Origin of the sequence: Micromonospora sp. NPDC048930, from assembly GCF_043197935.1 — a bacterium.
Classification (GTDB): Bacteria; Actinomycetota; Actinomycetes; order Mycobacteriales; family Micromonosporaceae; genus Micromonospora.
This window is the reverse complement of record NZ_JBICUB010000003.1, coordinates 609711-623502: the sequence shown is the minus strand read 5'-3', so window position 1 is coordinate 623502 and position 13792 is coordinate 609711. Positions and strand designations below refer to the sequence as shown.

Sequence of the window (13792 nt, the reverse complement as noted above, 5' to 3'; positions counted from 1 at the left end):
AGAAAAGTGACAAAAACCGACACCGTGCGGACCCTGCGCCAGGCGGGGGTCACAATCGGCTCAGGTTCGCGTACCGTTGCCGCTCATGGGTGTGTCGCAACGGTTGAAGAGCAGGTTTCGGCGGTTCCTCGAGCGCCCGGGGACGACGGTCGACCTGGCTCCGCTGGAGAAGCTGCTGCCGGCCATCGAGGCCCGCGAGGCGGAGCTGGAGAAGCTCTCCGACGCCGAGCTGACCGAGGCCGCCGGCCAGGCCGAGGGGTACGAGGAGATCTGCGCGATCGGCCGTGAGGCGGCCCGCCGCGGCCTCGACCAGCGGCCGTACGACGTCCAGCTGCTCGGCGCGATGGCGCTGCTCTCCGGCAAGGTCGCCGAGATGGCGACCGGTGAGGGCAAGACGCTCACCGCCACCATCGCCGCGTACGGGCACGTCCGGATGGGCAACGGCCCGGTCCACGTGCTCACCGTCAACGACTACCTGGCCCGCCGCGACGCCGAGTGGATGGGCCCGGTCTACGCCCTGCTCGGGCTCAGCGTCGGCTGGGTCAACGAGGCGTCCACGCCCGAGGAGCGGCGGGCCGCGTACGGCTGCGACGTCACCTACGTGTCGGTCAGCGAGGCCGGCTTCGACTTCCTCCGCGACCAGCTCGTCACCGACCTCGCCGACCGGGTCCAGCCGGCGCTGAAGACGGCGATCGTCGACGAGGCCGACTCCATCCTGATCGACGAGGCCCGGGTGCCGATGGTGCTGGCCGGCGCGGTCCCCGGCGAGCAGGACCCGGTGCACGCCGCCGCCGCGCTGGTCCGGGGGCTGCGCAAGGGCAAGCACTACACGATCGCCGAGGACGGCCGCAGCGTCGCCTTCACCTCCGTCGGCCTGGCCACCGTCGAGGCCAAGCTCGGCGGCATCGACCTCTACGACGAGGAGCACGTCGGGCAGCTCTCCGCGGTGAACGTGGCGCTGCACGCGCACGCCCTGCTGCACCGGGACGTGGACTACATCGTCCGGGACAACTCGGTCGAGCTGATCGACGAGATGCGCGGCCGGGTGGCCCAGCGGCGCCGCTGGCCCGACGGGTTGCAGGCGGCCGTCGAGGCGAAGGAGGGGCTGGACGCCACCGCCGAGGGTGAGGTGCTGGGCACCATCACCGTCCAGGCGTTCATCGCGCTCTACCCGAAGGTCTGCGGGATGACCGCGACCGCGGTGCTCGTCGGCGACCAGCTCCGCGAGTTCTTCGGCCTCGAGGTGGCGGTGATCCCGCCGAACACCCCGTGCATCCGGGAGGACGAGCCGGACCGGATCTACGCCACCCGGGCCGAGAAGGAGGAGGCGCTGATCGACGAGATCAAGCGCTGCCACGAGGCCGGCCGTCCGGTGCTGGTCGGCACCCTGGACGTGAAGGAGTCCGAGGGGCTGGCCGCGGGGCTGCACGCGGCCGGGGTGCCCTGCGTGGTCCTCAACGCCAAGAACGACGACGAGGAGGCGGCGATCATCGCCGAGGCCGGCGGGTACGGCGCGGTGACCGTCTCCACCCAGATGGCCGGCCGGGGCGTCGACATCCGGCTCGGCGGCAGCGACCAGGCCGACCGGGAGCGGGTCGCCGAGCTGGGCGGCCTCTACGTGATCGGCAGCGGCCGGCACGACAGCCGCCGGGTCGACGACCAGCTGCGCGGCCGGGCCGGCCGGCAGGGCGACCCGGGCGGTTCGGTCTTCTTCGTCAGCCTGGAGGACGACCTGGTCGTCCGGCACGCCGGCGACACCGTCCCGCCGTCGCCGCGGATGAACGCGGACGGCCTGGTCACCGACCCGCTGGTCGACTACGCGGTGGAGCACGCCCAGCGGGTCGCCGAGGGCGTCGACCACGAGATCCACCGCAACACCTGGCGGTACAGCGTGGTGATCGAGCAGCAGCGCAAGGCGCTCGCCGAGCGGCGGGAGCGGCTGCTGACCAGCGACATCGCCGCGCTGATGCTGCTGGAGCGGGTGCCGGAGAAGGCCGGCGAGATGGACGAGGACCTGCTCGCCGAGGTCGCCCGGTCGATCGCCCTCTACCACCTGGACCGGCTCTGGGCGGAGCACCTGGCCGAGCTGTCGGAGGTGCGCGAGGGCGTGCACCTGCGGGCGCTGGGCCGCCTCGACCCGCTGGACGAGTTCCACCGCAGCGCCGTCCCGGCGTTCAACGCGCTGATCCCCGAGATCGAGGCGCGCACGATCGCCACCTTCGAGGAGACCGAGTTCGCCGACGGCTGGGAGCCGGACGCGGCGAAGCTGGTCCGGCCGACCGCCACCTGGACCTACCTGGTGCACGACAACCCGTTCGGCTCGGAGCTGGACCGGCTGATCGCCTCGGTGGGCCGGCGGCTCATCTCCGGGTCGCGCTGACCCTGGTCGGAGGGGTCCCTTCCGGGCGCTTACCGTGCCGGAAGGGACCCCTTTGCGCGGTTTCGGAGCTGGTTTGCGAGGGTAGTAGGCCGGGGCTTCGAGTCAGGGAGAGAAGAGCGGATGCGACAGGCAATGGGGCCGGACGAGGACATCGCGTGGCCGTACCCGGAGGTGGCGGAGGCCGCGGCCCGGTGAACGTGGACACGCGGGACCCCATGATCGACACGCTCGGTGTGCTGGAGACGGCCGCTCTGCTGCGCGAACTGACCGCAGGCCTGATCGCGGTCACCGACTTCGACGAGGCGCTGCGCCAGCTGGTCCGGATCGCCGGGGACGCCGTACCCGAGGTGGACAGCTGCGGTTTCACCGCGCTGCGGGCCGGCGAGCCGGCCGGCGTCGCCGCCTCCGACCCGGGCCGGGCGGAGCTGGACGACCTCCGGCACGGGCCGGACACGCCGGCGCTGGCCGCCATCCGGCGGCGGGACATGATCACCGCACCCGACCTCGACCACGAGTCGCGCTGGCCGCTCTGGACCGGGCGCGCCCGTGGGCTGGGCGTGCACGGGGTGATCTCCGCGCCGGTCGACGTGGACGAGCAGGTGATCGGGGCGATCAACCTGTACGCCGGCGCCGCCGAGGCGCTCACCACCCGGCACCAGCTCACCGCGATGCTCCTCGCCGAGCACGCCGGGCTGCTCCTGGCCGCGGTCCGGGACCGGGCGCGGCAGGCGGCCGAGGCCGACCAGCTCGACTCGGCGTTGCTGGCGGAGGGCGTCGTCGGCCAGGCCGTCGGGGTGATCATGACGCAGCGCGGCTGCCCGGCGCCGGAGGCCCTGGAGGTGCTCCGCAGCGCCGCCTCCTCGCTGGACATACCGCTGCGCGAGGTCGCCGAGCGGTTGGTGCTCACGGTCTCCCGCCCCCGGGACAACTGAGCGACATTCGTTTCACCCCCGTTGGGCTCGGGTAGCACCCTGGACTGGTGAGCTGTTCCGAGCCGGGGAGGTACCGATGGAGAGCCGACTGCGGGTGCAGGGGCACCCCATCCAACCGATGCTGGTGACGTTCCCGTTCGGACTCTTCGTCAGCGCCGCCGTCTTCGACCTGGCCGACGTCGCCGGGGGCCCGGCCTTCCTGGGCGAGGTGGGCTACTGGACGGCCGTAGCCGCCCTGGTCGCCGCCGGGCTGGCCACCGTCGCCGGGATGGTGGACCTCTGGGACGTCCGCGCCGACCGGACCCGCCGTACCGCGGTGACCTGCCACCTGGTCAACGCCGCCATGGCGGCGCTGTTCCTGCTGACCTGCCTGATGCGGGCGCACGCGCCGCAGCGCGGCGCGACCGGCGTCGAGCTCGCCACCGAGCTGCTCGCGCTGGCCGTCGGATCGGTCGGCGTGTGGCTGGGCGCCCGGCTGATGCGCCAGTACGACCGGGGCCGGGCCGCCGAGCCGACCGGGTTCGAGGCGCTCGGCGCCGACATCCCCGGCTCCACCGTGGAGATCATCCGCCCCCGCGCCTGAGTTCCCGCGCCGGCGCCGGTGCGTCAGTGGGCGGTGGCGTGGTGGGCGGCGAGGACGTCGGCCCCGAAGTCGCTGGCCGGGCGGCGCAGCACGGTGTGCGCGTGGTTGCCGTCGTCGGTGGTGTTGTCGTACTCGATCAGCAGGTCGTCGCCCTGGATCCGGTAGTAGTGCCGCTGGCCTGGGCGGGTCGGGCCGGCCCAGGCGAAATGCAGCTCCCCACCCTCGAGCCGGCCCGCCTCGCGGGCGGCCAGCTCCGGGGGGAGCCGGTCCAGGTAGAGCGCGACGAGCTGGTCGAGCAGCGCCCGGCCGGTCGCGCGGAGCCGGTCCCGGGGCACCCCGAGCGGGTCGAGCCGGCCGGGGGCGGTGGCCCGCGTGGCGCTGATGATGTCGGCCGGCGCCTCGTCGGCGACGACCGCCGCGGCCCGGCCCGCCGGCCCGAGCGCGTCGAGCAGTTCCCGGGCCAGGTCCTCCTCGGGGCCGAGCGGCCGGGAGACCGGGCGACCGGCATGGCGCACGGTCGCCGGGTTGGCGCCGAGGAACAGCGGGGCGGGGGAGACCTGGTCGTCGACCACGGTCATGCTCACCGACAGGTGGTGCCCCTCGAACCGCCAGCCCCACCGGTCGTCGGCGGCGGGGTCGCCGAAGACCGCCACCCAGTAGTCGCCGCTGTGCCGGCCCCGCCCCCAGCCCTCCGCCCGGTCGAGCACCTCCTCCAGCGCGACGACCGCCATGGCCTGCGCGTAGGCGGCCGGGCTGAGCGCGGTGGCGAGCAGCCGGTGGGTGGCCTTGCGGGCGGCGACGTCCAGGTCGGCGAGGCTCACCCCGGGCCGCGGCCGGGGCCGGTACTCCAGCCACCGCCGGGCCGCCTCGTCGTCGAAGTCGTGCCGGGCGCGCCGCCGGGCCGGCTCGTCGAGCGCCGCCAGCAACGCGCCGGCCGCCGCCCGCATCTGCTCGGGTACGGGATCCTCCACCGCCCTTGTATACCGTCCGTCGGCCCGCTGCGGGTGACGCGTCGGGCAGATCCTGGGGAGTTGCCGTCCGCCGCGGACGGAGAGCGTCCACGATCTCCAGGGGCGGGCGAGCGGGGGGCGGCGACGACGGTGCCGCCTGGTAGCTTGCCGAGCCGGCACGGGAGGCGCGGATGGACGATCGGGTGTACGTCGGCAGGGCGGCGGTGGACGGGGCGACCGACGCCGGCTGGCTGCTCGGTCACTTCAAGCCGCCCGGGGACGTGCGGCACAGCACCGAGGTCGAGGTGAAGTGGGGCGTGCACCCGCCGGGGGAGGCCCGGTCCCGCTGGGCGACGGGCGAGCAGCGTACCGCCCTGCTCGTGCTGATCAGCGGCGCGTTCCGGGTCGAGTTGCCGGACCGCACCGTGGTCCTGCGGGAGACCGGTGACTACGTGGTGTGGGGCCGGGGCGTGGACCACTCCTGGTACGCCGAGCGGGAGTCCGTCGTGCTGACCGTGCGCTGGCCGTCGGTGCCGGGCTACCGGGTGGACCCGCCGATCCTGCGCTGACCGCACCGGATCCGCCCGCGCCGTCCCAGCATCCGGTATACCCTACTAAACCTATAGGCTTTACCGGATAGAGTGACGGGGCACGCACCGCCCCGTACCCGTGAGGACGACCTGCCGATGAGCCTCGCCGACCCGTCCGACCTGCTCGCCGTCGCCGCCCGCTGGACCGACCCGGGCCGCTGGCCGGTGCCGCTGCGCTTCGACCCGACCGAGCGGTGGTACGCGCGGCTCGCCGCCGACGCCGAGCACGAGGTGTGGGCGCTGAGCTGGCTGCCCGGGCAGGGCACCGACCTGCACGACCACGGTGGCTCGTCCGGGGCGTTCCTGGTCGTCGCCGGCACCCTCACCGAGGAGACGGCCAGCGGTGGCCGGCTGCGCCCGCACCGGCTCGCCGCCGGCACCGGGCGGCGGTTCGGCCCGCGCCACGTGCACGTCGTCACCAACCGGGACGACCGGCCCGCGGTCAGCGTGCACGTCTACCGGCCGGCCCTGCGCCGGATGACCCGCTACCGCCTCGTCGCCGGGCAGCTCCTGGTCGCCGAGGTGGCCGAGGCCGGGGTCGCCTGGTGACCCGGCCGCGCCGTACCCGCAAGCCCCGCCCCTGACCTATGGAAGGACGCGACGAATGTCGTTGACCCGGACCCCTACCGAGAGCTGTCCGTCCCCGCCACCCGGCTCCAGGGGCATCGAGGAGATCCTCGCCGCCGCCCGCGCCCGGCTGCGCCGGCTCGACCCCGAGCAGGCCCACCTCGCGGTCCGGGCCGGGGCGCTGCTGGTCGACATCCGCCCGGCCGGGCAGCGCGCCGCGCACGGCAGCGTCCCCGGCTGCCTCGCCGTCGAGCGCAACGTCCTGGAGTGGCGCTTCGACCCGCGCTGCCCGGCCCGGCTGCCCCAGGCCGTCGACTACGACGTGCCGGTGGTGATCATCTGCCAGGAGGGCTACACCTCCTCACTGGCCGCCGCCGCGTTGCAGGACCTCGGCCTGCACCGGGCCACCGACGTGGTCGGCGGGTTCGCCGCCTGGCGGATCGCCGGGCTGCCCACCCTCGGCCCCACCCCGCCGCTCCGACCCTCGTCCGCCGCGCCCCCGGTCACCGCCGGCCGGGCGCCCCGCTGACCGCCACGCCGCACCCGGCGTGGCGGGCGGCGGCTTCAGGTCGTGGCGCGGCGCAAGACGCGCCGAGCTGAGTCGTCGCAGCGTACCGCCAGCTCAGGAGGCTCCATGTCCGTCGTCGCCATCTCCCCGCGTCCGCACCGCACCGGCCGGGCCGGGCCACCGAGGCCGCGTCCCGCGCCGACCCTGACCATCACGCTGGACCTCGGCGCCGGCGCGCTGACGCCCGGCCTGGCCCGCCTGGTCGAACTGCTCGACGAACTCGCCGCGACCGGGGAGGGGGTCGTCCGGGCCGAGGGGCACGGGGCCGGCCGCGCGGTGGTCGGCCTGCTCCGCCCCGCCGAGCCGCCCGCCCCGCCCGGGTCGCCGGCCGAGGGGCCCGACCCGGTACGCATCCTGACCGGCATCCGGACGGTCCGGCAGGGCGACCGGGAGATCCCGCTCACCCGGATCGAGTACGACCTGCTCCTGTTCCTCGCCGAGCACCCCCGGCGGGTGTTCACCCGACTCCAGCTGCTCGCCAACGTCTGGGGCTACGAGCACGCGGTGGCGCGCACCGTGGACGTCCACGTGCGCCGGTTGCGGGCCAAGCTCGGCGCGGACACGCCGCTGGTGACCACCGTGTACGGCGTGGGCTACCGACTCGCCGACGAGGCGCGGATCGTGGTGGACCACGAGGGCTGAGCGGCGCGACGGTGGCGCGGCGTACCCGGGACCGGGTACGCCGCGTTCACGTTCCGGACCCCACACCGCCCACTGTGAACCGGGCGGGGACCCCCCGTACCGGGTCATCTCGCCGCTCTGCTGTAATCATCTGGCCTCGTACGCAGAGCGAGCATTCGGCTCCGATGTGTTCGTCAATTGTCACATTCATGCAACGTAGCCGCCCCTTGACCCTCGCACAGGCGCCGGGAAGCATCGATGAAGCGGTGTCCCGGGCCGTGGGGAGATACCCGGACCAGCCAAGGAGGACCATGTCGGTCAGCCCCGCCTCGTCGCGCGCCGGATGGCATACGTCCCAACCCGCGGTCCCCGGTCGGCCCCCCGGCGGCCAGCGCCGCCCGGCCAACACGGCCACACCCGTGCTCACCGTGACCCTCAACATCCCGCTCGCCTGCGAGGAGTCGCTGACCCCGGCCGCCCGCCGGCTCCTGGAGGCCGCCCGTGAGCTGCTGGAACGCGGCGACGCGGTGATCTCCAGCGGCCCGACCGAGCGGCGCGCCGACCCCGTACCGGCCGGGCGGTCCCCGGGCCGGCCGCTCGCGCCGACCATCCCGACCCTGCACATCCTGGCCGCTTCCCGGTCGGTGCTGCGCGACGGCGAGCCGCTGCCGCTCACCCGGTTGGAGTTCGACCTGCTGCTGCACCTGGTCGCCCACCCCCGCCGGGTGTTCACCCGGCTGCAACTGCTCAACGCCGTCTGGGGGTACGAGCACGCCGGCGTCCGCACCGTCGACGTGCACGTCCGCCGGCTGCGCGGCAAGGTGGGTGTGGACGTCCCCCTGGTCACCACCGTCTACGGCGTCGGCTACCGGCTCGCCGACGACGCCCGCGTCACCATCGACCGCACCGGCTGACCGCCGCTCCAGCCACCCCTCGCCGAGTCCCGACCGGACGGAGCCCCGACCGCCCGGCCGATCATGTGGTGGCCCGCCCGACCCGCCGGGCAGGATGGGCGGATGCACGTCCGTCCGATCACGCCCGAGCGCCTCGTCACGGAACTGGCCGACCGGCTCGCCGGCACCGCCGCGCCCGGCCGGCTGCGGGTGGCCGTCGACGGGCCGCCGGCCGCGCAGCCGGACGCCCTCGCCGCCGCCCTGGTCGACCCGCTGCGCGCCGCCGGCCGCCCGGTGCTGCACGTCCGCGCGACGGACTTCCTCCGCCCGGCGTCGGTGCGCCTGGAGCACGGCCGGACCAACCCGGACGCCTACTACGAGGGCTGGCTCGACGAGGCGGGGCTGCGCCGGGAGGTGCTCGACCCGGCCGGCCCCGACGGCTCGGGCCGGCTGCTGCCGTCGCTCTGGGACGCCGCCACCGACCGGGCCAGCCGGGCCGGCTACCTCGAGCTGCCGCCCGGCGGCGTGGTGCTGGTCAGCGGCGCCCTGCTGCTCGGCGGGGGCCTGCCGTTCGACGTCACCGTGCACCTGGTGCTCTCCCCGGCCGCGCTGGACCGGCGTACCGACCCGGAGCAGCGGTGGACCCTGCCGGCCTTCGCCCGGTACGCCGACGAGGTCGCACCGGCCTCCTTCGCCGACGTGGTGGTCCGGGCCGACGACCCCCGCCACCCGGCCCTGGTCGAGGTCGGCTGACCGCTGCCGACGGTCCGGGCGGCCGGACCCCGATGTCTTCACGTACCGGACGGGCGGCGCGGGCGGTCGTATTCCCGGCGTCCGGGCGATGGTCGGGACGGACCGGGACAGACCGCCGGCGCAGGTGGGCACGAACGGCGGGAAAGAACCCGCGGATCTCCGGTTTGGCCGGGCGAACACCCGGGTAATCGCCCGGCTCACAGAGCACGGGTGATCTCACCCGCGCATCCCATCGGACCACGTCCGGGGCGCTCGCGCCCCGGACCGGCATGAGGCCCAGGAAAGGCAGGCAGCGATGCTCGTCGACGACAAGGTAGCCACGGGCCGCTCCCAGGCGGAGGTCGACCGGATCCGGCAGTCCCTGCAGTCGCGGTACGACGAGCTGACCGCGGAGTACGAGCAGGCCGTGCAGCAGAGCCAGGTGCTGCGCTTGGTGGAGATCGGCGACACCGCCGGCGACGACCAGGCCGACAGCGGCACCAAGACGGCCGAGCGGGACACCGCGCAGTCCCTGCTGCGCACCATCCTGGACCGGCGCGCCCAGTTCGAGCACGCGCTCACCCGGCTGGAGGAGGGCACGTACGGCTTCTGTGAGGGCTGCTCCGCGCCGATCCCCGTGGAGCGGCTGGAGATCTTCCCGTCCGCCACCTCCTGTGTGTCCTGCAAGCAGACCCGGGAGCGGCGGGCGGCCTGAGCGTCGCCGGGTTGCCGGTCGGTCCCGGACGCGGTGGACTCGCCAGATGGGTGACATCAAGGTGGGCACCGCCTCCTGGACCGACCGGACCCTGCTCGACTCCGGCTGGTACCCGCAGACCGCGGACACCCCGGAGAAGCGGCTGGCGTACTACGCGCGCCAGTTCCCGCTGGTCGAGGTGGACGCCACCTACTACTCGCCGCCGGCCGAACGGACCGCGCGGCTGTGGGTGGACCGCACCCCGGCCGGTTTCACCTTCAACGTCAAGGCGTTCAGCCTGCTGACCGGCCACCCGACCCGGGTCGGCGCGCTCTACAAGGACCTGCGCCCGGAGACGGAGAAGAAGAACCTCTACCCGGACGACCTGCCGCCGCAGGCGTACGAGGAGGTCTGGACCCGGTTCCTGTCCGCCCTCGACCCGCTGGTCGAGGCGGGCAAGCTGGGCGCGATCCTGTTCCAGTTCCCGCCCTGGTTCACCATCAAGCGGGACAACAAGCAGTACCTGCTCGAGGTGGCGAAGCGGTGTGACCCGCTGCGCCCGGTCTTCGAGTTCCGGCACGCCTCCTGGTTCGACGGCGACAACGCCGAGGAGACGCTGGCCTTCCTGCGCAAACACGAGCTGCCGTTCGTCTGCGTCGACATGCCGCAGGGGCACCGGTCGTCCGTACCCCCGGTGCTGGCGGCCACCGCGGACGTCGCGGTGGTCCGCTTCCACGGGCACAGCGACAAGTGGACCAGCACGGACATCCACGAGAAGTTCGGCTACGACTACTCCGACCGGGAACTGCGCGACTGGGCGCCGAAGCTGCGCGAACTGGCCGGCGAGGCGGAGCAGACCCACGTCCTCATGAACAACTGCTACCGCGACTACGCCCAGCGCAACGGCCAGCGGCTGCGGGAGTTCCTCGGCGCGGGCTGACGGCGCGGATTCACCCGCACCGGGTGAGGCCGGCTCACCCTGCCCCCGGCGAATCTGGACGGTGTGTGCGGTCCGTCGACCGACGCGACCGCGAGGCCGACAGGAGGTGGGCCATGACGGTGCGGGTCGTAGCGGATCGACGCCGCGGCGGGGTGCTGCACGTGGTCGGGCAGTCCGACCCTCCCCGGCGCAGCGAGCGGCCCGGTCGGTTCAGCCCGACCCGGCTCTGGCGGGGGCCCAGTGGGCCGCCGCGACGCACCGACGACCGACGCTGGGAAACCGACTCACGGGGGTGGGCAGATGGCTGAGCAGTTGAGTTCCGCGGTGGAAGCCTCGGTGGAGAAGACAAACCTGATCCTCAAGGACATCGAGCAGGCGTTCGGCTGGCCGAAGTCGCAGCGCAACCAGTCCTACTGCGCCCTGCGCACGGTGCTGCACCTGCTGCGCGACCGGATGCCGGTGCAGGAGAGCGTGGAGTTCTCCGCGCAGTTGCCGCTGCTGCTGCGGGGGATCTACTTCGACGGCTGGAAGCCGATGGACGTGCCGGTGAAGCTGAGCCGGGACGACTTCCTGCTCGAGGTGCGGCAACGCTTCCCGTACGACGTCGACGCCAGCATGCACCGCGTGGTGCAGGTGGTCCTGGACGCCCTGAGCCGGCACGTCACTCGGGGCGCGTGGGGGGATGTGAAGGACAACATGCCCCAGGACCTGGTGAACGTCTTTCCCTGACCGCAGGCCCCGACCGGCCCGCCCCGCCACCGGTGGAGCGGGCCGTCCACGTCAGCCCGGCGGCGGCCCCGCCGGGTCGCGGTCATCCGCCGGCGGGACCCGGCTCACCCGGAGCCCGGCCCGCCGGGCCAGCCCGGCGAAGACCACCGCGTCGACGACCGCCGCGCCGCCGGGGTCGTTGTTGAAGTAGACGTACGCCGGCTCGTCGGCGGCGTAGGTGGCGGCCAGCCGGCGTACCCAGGTGCCCAGCGCCGTCCGGCCGTAGCGCGGCCACGGCCGGGCCCGCCCCTCGTGCATCCGCAGGTAGCCGAAGTCGGTGGTCCGCCACAGCGGGGCGACCGGCCGGCTGAGCCGGTCCGCCCAGACCAGCGCGGCGCGGCGGCGCTCCAGAACCCGGCGCAGCTCGTCGGTCCACCAGGAGGGGTGCCGGGGCTCGACGGCCACCCGCACCTCGGCGGGGAAGAGCCGCAGCGTCGCGTCCAGCGCGTCCGGGTCGGCCCGCAGGTTCGGTGGAAGCTGCACCAGCACCGGCCCGAGCCGGTCGCCCAGCCCGGTCGCCCGGTCGAAGAACCGGGCCACCGGTTCGGCCGGGTCCCGCAGCCGCTTGATGTGGGTGAGGTAGCGGCTCATCTTCACCGCCACGCAGAAGTCGTCCGGGGTCCGGTCCCGCCAGGCGACGAAGGTGTCCCGCTCGGGCAGCCGGTAGAAGGCGTTGTTCACCTCCACCGTGGCGAAGCGCGCGGCGAAGTGCTCCAGCCAGAGCCGCTGCGGCAGCTTCGCCGGGTAGAAGCGCTCCCGCCAGTCCCGGTACTGCCAGCCGGAGGTGCCGACCAGGATCACCGCCCCCACCTCCCTCCCGTCATCCTGGCACCAGGGGAGCCGGTCCGCCGGGCGCGTGGACGGCAGGGCCGGCGAACCGTCCCTTTCGCCGGGCCCCGACGTCTACGGTGTGGTTAGAGAAGATCGCACGTGGGGTACCACCCGCAGCACGGACCCCGACGTACGACGGGGCGGCACACCCGAGGGAGCACCCATGCCACTCAACGACGACGACATGCAGAGCACCGGCGGCGGCCCCGAGGGCCTCGCCGACGGTGGCGCGAACCCGGGCCAGCAGGACGGTGGAGCCGACGGCGGCGCGGACCGGGGCGCGGAGCGCGGCGTGGACCTTGGTGCCGACCGTGGCGCGGAGGGTCCCGCCGACGGCGGCGCGACCCCGGGCATGCAGGACGGTGGTGCCGACGGCGGTGCCGAGGGCCCCGCCGACGGTGGGGCGACGCCGGGCCAGCGTGACGGCGGCGCCGACGGCAGCGCCTGAGGTCCGGCATGACGCACCTCGACCCGCCGGGCGGCCACGGCCGTCCGGCGGTTCCGTCTTCCGCGATCGACGCCCTCGCCCGCTGCGTGGCGGTCGAGCCGGCCAAGTTCGCGGCCGACCACTGGGGGCGCAGCCCGCTGCTGTCCCGCGCCGCCGAGCTGCCCAACCGGGCCGGCTTCACCGACCTGCTCAGCCCCGCCGACGCCGACGAGCTGCTCAGCCGGCGCGGGCTGCGTACCCCGTTCCTGCGGGTGGCGAAGGACGGCGACCTGGTGCCGGCGGCGCGGTACACCGGCGGTGGCGGCGCCGGCGCCGAGATCGGCGACCAGGTCCTCGACGAGAAGGTCCTCCAGCTGTACGCCGACGGCGCGACCCTGGTCCTGCAGGGCCTGCACCGGATCTGGCCCGCGCTGGTCGACTTCGCCCGTGACCTGGGCACCGCCCTGGCCCAGCCGTTGCAGGTCAACGCCTACCTGACCCCGGCCGGCAGCCAGGGGTTCGCCACCCACTACGACACCCACGACGTCTTCGTGCTCCAGGTCGACGGCCGCAAGCATTGGCGGATCCATCCGCCCGTGCTGCCCGACCCGCTCGAGAAGCAGCCCTGGGGCGGCCGGGCCGACGAGGTGGCGGCCACCGCCGAGGGGAAGCCCGCGCTGGAGGTGGTGCTCGAACCGGGCGACGCGCTCTACCTGCCGCGGGGCTGGCTGCACAGCGCGCAGGCCCAGGAGTCGAGCTCGCTGCACCTGACCGTGGGCATCCGCGCGCTGACCCGGTACGCCCTGGTCGAGGAGTTGCTGGCGCTCGCCGCCGAGGACCCCCGGCTGCGCGCGGGGCTGCCCTTCGGCGTCGACCTCGCCGATCCCGACGCCATCGAGCCCGAGCTGACCGAGACGGTGGAGGCGCTGCGCGACTGGCTGCTGCGGGCCGACCCGGCCGCGGTGGCCGCCCGGCTGCGCGGGCGGGCCTGGCCGGCCGCCCGGCCCGCGCCGATCCGCCCGCTGGCCCAGGCCGCCGCCGTCGCCGCACTCGACCCGGACAGCCGGGTCGCGGCCCGCGCCGGGCTGCGCTGGCAGCTCGACCCGACCGACGACGGCCGGGTGGCGCTGCGCCTCTTCGACCGCACCATCACGCTGCCCGGCACCTGCGAGCCGGCGCTGCGGGCCGTGCTCACCGGCGAGGTCACCCGGGTCGGTGACCTGCCCGGCCTGGACGACGACGCCGACCGCCTCGTGCTGGCCCGCCGCCTGCTCAAGGAGGCCGTCCTCACCCCCGCCTGAGCGTGTCGGACCGGA

The 13792-nt window shown here is 74.6% G+C and carries 16 protein-coding genes; 14 read left to right on the top strand and 2 right to left on the bottom strand.

Annotation, left to right across the window (positions count from 1 at the left end; all coding sequences use genetic code 11):
• Positions 1-85 precede the first annotated feature (85 nt).
• From secA2 to ACGFI9_RS11680, 3 genes are all read left to right on the top strand, one after another.
• Positions 86-2380: an accessory Sec system translocase SecA2 gene (gene secA2, locus ACGFI9_RS11690; protein ID WP_393177705.1), complete on the top strand. Its 2295-nt coding sequence runs from the start codon at positions 86-88 to the stop codon at positions 2378-2380.
• A 215-nt stretch (positions 2381-2595) separates the two neighbouring features.
• Positions 2596-3312, top strand: a complete 717-nt coding sequence (locus ACGFI9_RS11685) for an ANTAR domain-containing protein (RefSeq protein ID WP_393177703.1) — start codon at positions 2596-2598, stop codon at positions 3310-3312.
• A gap of 76 nt (positions 3313-3388) precedes the next feature.
• On the top strand, positions 3389-3895 hold the full coding sequence (locus ACGFI9_RS11680) for a DUF2231 domain-containing protein (RefSeq protein WP_393177701.1): 507 nt from the start codon (positions 3389-3391) through the stop codon (positions 3893-3895).
• A gap of 23 nt (positions 3896-3918) precedes the next feature.
• Here the strand turns inward: ACGFI9_RS11680 and ACGFI9_RS11675 are convergent, their stop codons facing one another.
• Complete coding sequence (locus ACGFI9_RS11675) at positions 3919-4842, bottom strand: DUF3500 domain-containing protein (RefSeq protein ID WP_393177885.1); 924 nt, start codon at positions 4840-4842, stop codon at positions 3919-3921.
• Between the two features lie 194 nt (positions 4843-5036).
• Between ACGFI9_RS11675 and ACGFI9_RS11670 the strand changes: the two genes are divergently transcribed.
• The 9 genes from ACGFI9_RS11670 (at position 5037) to ACGFI9_RS11630 (ending at position 11179) form a co-directional block, all read left to right on the top strand.
• Positions 5037-5414 carry a signal peptidase I gene (locus ACGFI9_RS11670; RefSeq protein ID WP_393177699.1) on the top strand — a complete coding sequence of 126 codons (378 nt, stop codon included), beginning with the start codon at positions 5037-5039 and terminating at the stop codon, positions 5412-5414.
• A gap of 117 nt (positions 5415-5531) precedes the next feature.
• Positions 5532-5984, top strand: a complete 453-nt coding sequence (locus ACGFI9_RS11665; protein WP_393177883.1) for a cysteine dioxygenase — start codon at positions 5532-5534, stop codon at positions 5982-5984.
• Positions 5985-6039: 55 nt separating this feature from the next.
• Positions 6040-6531 carry a rhodanese-like domain-containing protein gene (locus ACGFI9_RS11660; protein ID WP_393177697.1) on the top strand — a complete coding sequence of 164 codons (492 nt, stop codon included), beginning with the start codon at positions 6040-6042 and terminating at the stop codon, positions 6529-6531.
• A gap of 105 nt (positions 6532-6636) precedes the next feature.
• Complete coding sequence (locus ACGFI9_RS11655; RefSeq protein WP_393177695.1) at positions 6637-7212, top strand: winged helix-turn-helix domain-containing protein; 576 nt, start codon at positions 6637-6639, stop codon at positions 7210-7212.
• A gap of 290 nt (positions 7213-7502) precedes the next feature.
• Complete coding sequence (locus ACGFI9_RS11650; protein WP_393177693.1) at positions 7503-8105, top strand: winged helix-turn-helix domain-containing protein; 603 nt, start codon at positions 7503-7505, stop codon at positions 8103-8105.
• Positions 8106-8207: 102 nt separating this feature from the next.
• Entirely contained in the window at positions 8208-8837 is a 630-nt protein-coding gene (locus ACGFI9_RS11645; protein WP_393177691.1) for a uridine kinase, read from the top strand.
• 295 nt (positions 8838-9132) lie between these two features.
• A complete protein-coding gene (locus ACGFI9_RS11640) occupies positions 9133-9531 on the top strand; it encodes a TraR/DksA family transcriptional regulator (RefSeq protein ID WP_393177689.1) in 399 nt (132 codons plus the stop codon).
• A 46-nt stretch (positions 9532-9577) separates the two neighbouring features.
• Positions 9578-10450 (top strand): DUF72 domain-containing protein, encoded by an 873-nt coding sequence (locus ACGFI9_RS11635; RefSeq protein WP_393177687.1) that lies wholly within the window; start codon positions 9578-9580, stop codon positions 10448-10450.
• 300 nt (positions 10451-10750) lie between these two features.
• Positions 10751-11179, top strand: coding sequence for a DUF2267 domain-containing protein (locus ACGFI9_RS11630; RefSeq protein ID WP_393177685.1), 429 nt, complete (start codon positions 10751-10753; stop codon positions 11177-11179).
• A 51-nt stretch (positions 11180-11230) separates the two neighbouring features.
• Here the strand turns inward: ACGFI9_RS11630 and ACGFI9_RS11625 are convergent, their stop codons facing one another.
• Positions 11231-12028: a DUF72 domain-containing protein gene (locus ACGFI9_RS11625; RefSeq protein WP_393177683.1), complete on the bottom strand. Its 798-nt coding sequence runs from the start codon at positions 12026-12028 to the stop codon at positions 11231-11233.
• Positions 12029-12212: 184 nt separating this feature from the next.
• Here ACGFI9_RS11625 and ACGFI9_RS11620 point away from each other — a divergent pair, with 184 nt between their 5' ends.
• Together ACGFI9_RS11620 and ACGFI9_RS11615 are read left to right on the top strand one after the other, a co-directional pair.
• Positions 12213-12497: a hypothetical protein gene (locus ACGFI9_RS11620; protein ID WP_393177681.1), complete on the top strand. Its 285-nt coding sequence runs from the start codon at positions 12213-12215 to the stop codon at positions 12495-12497.
• Positions 12498-12505: 8 nt separating this feature from the next.
• Positions 12506-13777, top strand: coding sequence for a cupin domain-containing protein (locus ACGFI9_RS11615; protein WP_393177679.1), 1272 nt, complete (start codon positions 12506-12508; stop codon positions 13775-13777).
• The last annotated feature ends 15 nt before the right edge of the window (positions 13778-13792 follow it).

What these genes read in the sequence shown, in the direction of transcription:
- ACGFI9_RS11685 (WP_393177703.1), top strand. Translation starts at nt 2,596, where the DNA reads ATGATCGACACGCTCGGTGTGCTGGAGACGGCCGCTCTGCTGCGCGAA.
- ACGFI9_RS11660 (WP_393177697.1), top strand. Translation starts at nt 6,040, where the DNA reads ATGTCGTTGACCCGGACCCCTACCGAGAGCTGTCCGTCCCCGCCACCC.
- ACGFI9_RS11665 (WP_393177883.1), top strand. Translation starts at nt 5,532, where the DNA reads ATGAGCCTCGCCGACCCGTCCGACCTGCTCGCCGTCGCCGCCCGCTGG.
- ACGFI9_RS11645 (WP_393177691.1), top strand. Translation starts at nt 8,208, where the DNA reads ATGCACGTCCGTCCGATCACGCCCGAGCGCCTCGTCACGGAACTGGCC.
- secA2 (WP_393177705.1), top strand. Translation starts at nt 86, where the DNA reads ATGGGTGTGTCGCAACGGTTGAAGAGCAGGTTTCGGCGGTTCCTCGAG.
- ACGFI9_RS11640 (WP_393177689.1), top strand. Translation starts at nt 9,133, where the DNA reads ATGCTCGTCGACGACAAGGTAGCCACGGGCCGCTCCCAGGCGGAGGTC.
- ACGFI9_RS11620 (WP_393177681.1), top strand. Translation starts at nt 12,213, where the DNA reads ATGCCACTCAACGACGACGACATGCAGAGCACCGGCGGCGGCCCCGAG.
- ACGFI9_RS11615 (WP_393177679.1), top strand. Translation starts at nt 12,506, where the DNA reads ATGACGCACCTCGACCCGCCGGGCGGCCACGGCCGTCCGGCGGTTCCG.
- ACGFI9_RS11635 (WP_393177687.1), top strand. Translation starts at nt 9,578, where the DNA reads ATGGGTGACATCAAGGTGGGCACCGCCTCCTGGACCGACCGGACCCTG.
- ACGFI9_RS11630 (WP_393177685.1), top strand. Translation starts at nt 10,751, where the DNA reads ATGGCTGAGCAGTTGAGTTCCGCGGTGGAAGCCTCGGTGGAGAAGACA.
- ACGFI9_RS11650 (WP_393177693.1), top strand. Translation starts at nt 7,503, where the DNA reads ATGTCGGTCAGCCCCGCCTCGTCGCGCGCCGGATGGCATACGTCCCAA.
- ACGFI9_RS11655 (WP_393177695.1), top strand. Translation starts at nt 6,637, where the DNA reads ATGTCCGTCGTCGCCATCTCCCCGCGTCCGCACCGCACCGGCCGGGCC.
- ACGFI9_RS11670 (WP_393177699.1), top strand. Translation starts at nt 5,037, where the DNA reads ATGGACGATCGGGTGTACGTCGGCAGGGCGGCGGTGGACGGGGCGACC.
- ACGFI9_RS11680 (WP_393177701.1), top strand. Translation starts at nt 3,389, where the DNA reads ATGGAGAGCCGACTGCGGGTGCAGGGGCACCCCATCCAACCGATGCTG.
- ACGFI9_RS11675 (WP_393177885.1), bottom strand. Translation starts at nt 4,842, where the DNA reads ATGCGGGCGGCGGCCGGCGCGTTGCTGGCGGCGCTCGACGAGCCGGCC.